Consider the following 5,439-nt stretch of genomic DNA (forward strand, 5'->3'; position numbering starts at 1 on the left):
AAAGCGGCGCAGCGGTAAACCTCGACGCTGTAGTCGAAGTAATCGAAGCGCGGCACGCGCGCCGGAAACATGCGCTGCGCATGCGCGTCGAGCCAGGCGCGCAGCTCGTTCGCGGCGCCGCCGCGACTACACGGCAGCACGATCCAGAGCGACGAGTGGGCGGCCGCCAGCTTTTCGACATCGGCGACGGAATCCGCGGCAATGCCAATCGGACGCGGAAACTCGGGGGCGTAATAATGCACCAGGCTTGGCGCCACGGCGGCCACGCATTCTCCCAAACGAACCTGACCCACCAGGTAGCGCGCGGCCGTGCGATGGTCGTAGCGCGAGCCGTCGCGATAGTGACTCAACGTGCTTGGCAGCGACACGAGCGGCACAATCGCCAGCCAGGCTGCGGCGGCGGCCGGCTGAATGCTCCATAAGAGTTCAAAGATCTTGCCAGTCGCGACCCCGGCCAACACCAACACCGCCGTGGCCAGCGGAAAGACATAGGCCGGATGATAGACCATGACACGCGGCAATAGCGCCGCGGTCAGCGCCCACAGAGTGGCGGCACAGAGCCAGAGCCAAGCGTCGGGCGTGCGCCGGTCCCACAGCAAAAGCGCTCCCACCGCGGCTACCAGGCCGATCGGCCAGCCAATGCGATTGAGCGCGGCCTGCACGGCATGCGCGGAGGTGTAGCCCCAGGTTTCCGCCGAGTTCCAATCGCTGCCGGCGAGGTGGAAAGCGATCCACGCGCCACACACCAGCGCGGCGAGGAGGAGCGGCGCCCAGTACCGTGCGCGATGGGCCAATGGGCGAGCTTGCCACTCCAAAGCGACCAGTCCCACGGCCAGCGGCAAGAACAAGACCGCCGAGATCGAATGCGCGAAGACCGCGGCCACAATCGCCAGACAGGCCAGCGCAAACAGCGCGGCGCGGCGCTGCGCCAGACCCCAGGCGCCGAGCAGCAAACCGGTTTGCGCCAACAGCGCGGCGAAGGTGTAAAAGCGATTCTGCTGACTTTGAAAGAGATGCTCAGGCCACAACAACATGATGAGCGCGGCGGAGAGCGCGGCCGGCCAGCCTAACGAAGGCGCGCCCAGCGCGAATAGCGCGCCCACCTGCGCCGCGCCACAAAGCGCCACCAGCAGGCGGCTGCCATATTCGTCGCGGCCAATGAATTGGTAGTCGAGGTGGTGCAGCCAGAAGGCGAGCGGCGTCAGTCGCGGCAGACGGTAGCTTTGCGAGCCGGGTTCAAAGCGATTGTGGCCATACACCGATTCTTCTTCTTCCAGCGTGGCCAGTTCATCGCCATCAAAGGGCCAATCGCCCAGCCGATAAAGGCGCAGCGACGTCGCCACGGCGGTCAACGCCGCAATCGCGATGAGCAGACGAATCGCCGACGATTGGAAGGTCATGGGGCCCCCTGTGAATTCTGCGCCAGTGGCCCATGCTAATTGCTCGTTTGCCGCAGGGAAATTCGCGTCCGCGTGATTGGCAGAGATCGCCAAGCCCGCGCAGTTTGCCGCCGTGCTCCCCTCCCGCTGCCGGCGCAAGCGGTACAATCGGCGCAATGCCCCGCACGGCCAGGCGCAAGTGGAAAAAGTCGCCCAACCGGGGCGATTAGCGCTGCCATGCCCGGCCGATGAAAACCATGCCTGCCGCTGGGACAAACCTTGAGTTTTCAGGGCGGCAACTGGAGTTTCACCAGGACAAGGAGGTCCACCGTGAGACGCGCGCTCTTCGCATCGGGTCTGGCCCTGGCTGCCGTTCTGCTGGCGGCGCCTTCGATCGCCGCGGCAGGCGAAAAGGTGATTTGGGCTGATAATCTCGACGAGGCCTGGCAACTTGCCCAAGAGCACCAGCGACCGATGCTGGTGTTCGTCACCCGCAGCAATTGCAAGTATTGCGTGCGGATGAAAAGCCAAACCTACGCCAACGAACAGGTGGCTCGCGAAGTGAACAATCGCTTCGTGCCAGTGATGGTCAACTCGCAAACGGCGCAGCAGTTGGTGACGAAGCTCGACATCAAGTCGTTTCCCACGACGCTCGTGATTACTCCCGATTATTACATCGTGGAGCAAGTCAAGGGTTATGTGTCGCCGACAGAGCTTTATCGCCGGCTGGGCACGTGCGAGGAGCGGATCGCGCAGCTTCCGGCGACCGCCAGCAAACTCAAGTAGCGCCGGGGGCGGCGCTGGCGTCAGTCTCGCGCCGCGCTGACTCGATCTCCAGGGTGATCGAGGCGTCGAGCGTCTGCGTCTCCACATCGCTGGAGTCGCTGACCGAAGGGTCCGCCTCGGGCGTTGCGGTCGCCGCGGCCCGACCGAGCGCGCGCCGCACGGCGCCTTGGGCGATCTGCCCGACGCGGACGCGATCGCGACGATCGAAGCCGATGGTCCAACTGGCGATGAGCCACGCGCAGCCAGTGACGGCGACACAGGGGATAAGCGTCAACAACGATTTTGGCGCCATCCCTTGCGCTAGCGCGATTGCCACGCTGGCGGTGATCGCGAGTACCACCAAGCCGCGGCCAAAGCCGTACAACAGGTAGCGGCGCACGCCGATGCCGGTTTCGCGGCCGATATGGACGGTGATCACCGCCAGTTGCGCCCAACTCGAAATGACGGCCGGCACGGCCACGCCGACCACGCTCATGTAGCCCCATCCTTGCCGGTGTAGCCACCAGACCAGCGCGATGCCGCAAATAATGCTGGCAATACCCCCGGCGGCCTGCACCAGCGTCATAAAGCGAACGCGATTGAGGCCCACCATGACGAACGATTGCGTCTCGCGGATATGCGTGGCCAAATCCATGAGCGAAAGCAAGGTGAGCGCCTGGGCGGTGACGAGCGCGTCGGCCCCCAGCGTGTCCCCCAGCCAGATGCTGATGATCGGGTGCGCGAAGGCGCCGAACACCACGCAGAACGGCACTGCGATCAAGATGGTGAGGCGTGTGCCGCGGATCGTCACCTCCTGCACTTGTTGATCGTTGCCGGTCGCCTGCAGCGCCGTCACCAGTGGCTTGATCTGCCGGCTGAGCGCGGCCACAAACGGGTACGCGCTGGTCACCACGAGCAGGGCGGGCTTGTAGATCGCCACCGACACGGGGCCCAAAAATCGGGCCAGCACCACGGGATCGGTGAGCGTGTTGACTTGCAGCACTAGCGAGTGCAGAAACAGAAATCCGCCCAGCGAATACAGATCGCGAAACGCGTCGATGCGCACAAAGCGGGCGCCAAGTTGTAGCGGCGGATAAAGCCGCTTGGCGAAGATCATCAAAGTCAGCACGCTCACCGCGCGCGCGCCGAGCATCGCCACGGCCCAGCCGTACAGTCCTAGTCCCATGCCACCCAGCAGCGCCAACACCCCCACAAAGCGCACGAGCACATCGGTGATTTGCACCAGATCCGTGATGTCGAACCGATGGTCGGCCTCGATCAATGCGCCAAAGCTGGGGGCCACGAACGACATGACAGCCGATAGCGCCACGTACCAGCGCACCAAGGTGATGGCCGCCGCGCGCTGCTCGGGGGCGATCTCGAAGTAATCGACGATCGGTTCGGCGCAGAGCGCGAATAGTCCTGCCAGCGCCAGCCCCAGCACGAGGTAGCAGCTCAGGGCGCTATTGAACAACTCGTTGACGCGCTGCGGGTTGGCCAGCGCCACCTGTTCCGCCAAATGACGCGACAACGCGGCGCGCAATCCCAGATCGGTGAGGATCGTCAGGTAAACAATGGTGGTGATGAGCTCGACCGTGCCGTAGCCCGCCTGACCGAGGTGGGTCAGCAGGAAGCGCACCAGGAAGAGGGCCACCAAAGCGGCGATCAGGCTGCGCAGCCAGGTGGTGGCGGTGTTTCGCGCAATGCGGCCAGCGACGCTCAATGCAGAACCTGTATGCGGGGTGGGCCCAGGACGAAGAACTTCGTCCCGTACGGGCCAACCGGTTGTAGGAGATGTGACTTCGCGAACGAAGATGACTAATTTTTAACGCGTGCCCGCTGCGTTGCCATTGTGGCTTCTAACATAATAGATAGCCACCTCGACTTACCACGCGGGCTAGACAATTTATGTGCGGAATTGCCGGAATCTTTGGCCAGGGATCCCGGGAGCCTGTCACCTCCGAGCAATTGGAGGCGATGCTGGCGACCATGCCGTATCGCGGTCCCGACGCAAGGGGGGTACGTGTGTTCGATCCAGGTACCGGCCTGGGGCATTTGCGATTGGCGATCCTCGATCTGCGCCCCGAGAGCAATCAGCCGTTTGAGATCGACGACGGCGACCTGACGATCACCTACAACGGCGAGATCTTCAACTACGTTGAGCTGCGCGCCGAGCTCGAGGCGTTGGGCGAGACCTTTCGCACCCAGTCCGACACCGAAGTGTTGTTGCGCGCTTATCGGCGCTGGGGCTTCGAGTCGCTGACCAAGTTCAATGGCATGTGGGCATTCGCCATATACGATCGCCGCCGCGACGTGTTGTTTTGCGCCCGCGATCGATTCGGCGTCAAGCCGTTCAACTACGCGACGCACCGCGGTCGATTTTTATTCGCCTCCGAGATCAAGGCGCTGTTGGCGGTCGCGCCGGAATTGGCGGAGCCCGATTACAACTCCATCTCGCGCGTGCTGCGCGCCAGCGTTGGCGCGCGCTGCACTTCGACTTGCTTTGTCGACGTGAAGCGCTTGCCCCCGGCGCACGCGATGACCGTCACGCGCCAAGGCGTGACGATCGAACGGTATTGGAACTATGCGACCGAAGTCGATCATTCGCTCAGTTTCGACGACGCGGCCGAGCAGTTGCAAGAGTTGCTCTCCGACGCCGTGAAATTGCGGATGCGCAGCGACGTGCCGGTGGGGCTGACGCTGTCGGGCGGCGTCGACTCGTCAGCGCTGGCGTGCATGCTGCGCACCTTTTACGAGGGGCCGTTCGACACCTTTACGGCGGCCTATCAGGGAGAACCGTATGACGAATCGCCGCAGGCCGCCAAACTGGCCCAATCGCTGGGGATGCGATCGAACCTGATTCCCGCGCGATTCGACGATTTTCTGCCCACCTTGCGGCAGATTGTTTGGCATCTGGAGACGCCCATTCCCTCGCCGGCCGTCTTTCCACTCTGGAACATCGACCGCGAGGCGCGCGGCAAGGTAACGGTGCTCTTGGAAGGACAAGGGGCGGACGAATTGCTGGCGGGCTACAGCTCAAACTTCCTCGATGCGGTTCTCGATCGGTTGTTTGCGGGGCGTATCGGCGGCGCCATGAGTGAATTGCGATGGGCCTGCCAGACCCTGGGACCCGTCAGCGCGCTGCTGTTGGCCGGCCGCCGCCTGAATCCTCCGCTGGTTCACAAGGCGTTCCGGAGTTGGCGCGGCGACGAGCGCGTGTACATCGGCCCGCTGCGCGACGCCAGCGAATCGCCAGACCGGCAACTGTCGATCTCCGGCATCGGTCGACTCAACG

At 63.7% G+C, this 5,439-nt stretch carries 4 protein-coding genes; 2 read left to right on the top strand and 2 right to left on the bottom strand.

Features of this window, described 5'->3' with window-relative positions:
- Positions 1-1,400 (bottom strand): hypothetical protein (locus K1X71_20865; protein ID MBX7075601.1); only part of this gene is annotated, 1,400 nt, incomplete at its 3' end.
- 309 nt (positions 1,401-1,709) lie between these two features.
- Here K1X71_20865 and K1X71_20870 point away from each other — a divergent pair.
- Positions 1,710-2,165, top strand: a complete 456-nt coding sequence (locus tag K1X71_20870; protein ID MBX7075602.1) for a thioredoxin family protein — start codon at positions 1,710-1,712, stop codon at positions 2,163-2,165.
- Here K1X71_20870 and K1X71_20875 read toward each other — a convergent pair.
- Positions 2,158-3,867 carry a lipopolysaccharide biosynthesis protein gene (locus K1X71_20875; GenBank protein ID MBX7075603.1) on the bottom strand — a complete coding sequence of 570 codons (1,710 nt, stop codon included), beginning with the start codon at positions 3,865-3,867 and terminating at the stop codon, positions 2,158-2,160. The genes K1X71_20870 and K1X71_20875 overlap by 8 nt on opposite strands.
- 185 nt (positions 3,868-4,052) lie before the next feature.
- Here K1X71_20875 and asnB point away from each other — a divergent pair.
- A partial coding sequence (gene asnB / locus K1X71_20880) for an asparagine synthase (glutamine-hydrolyzing) (GenBank protein MBX7075604.1) occupies positions 4,053-5,439 on the top strand: 1,387 nt, incomplete at its 3' end.

The organism is Pirellulales bacterium (assembly GCA_019694455.1).
Taxonomy (GTDB): Bacteria; Planctomycetota; Planctomycetia; order Pirellulales; family JAEUIK01; genus JAIBBY01.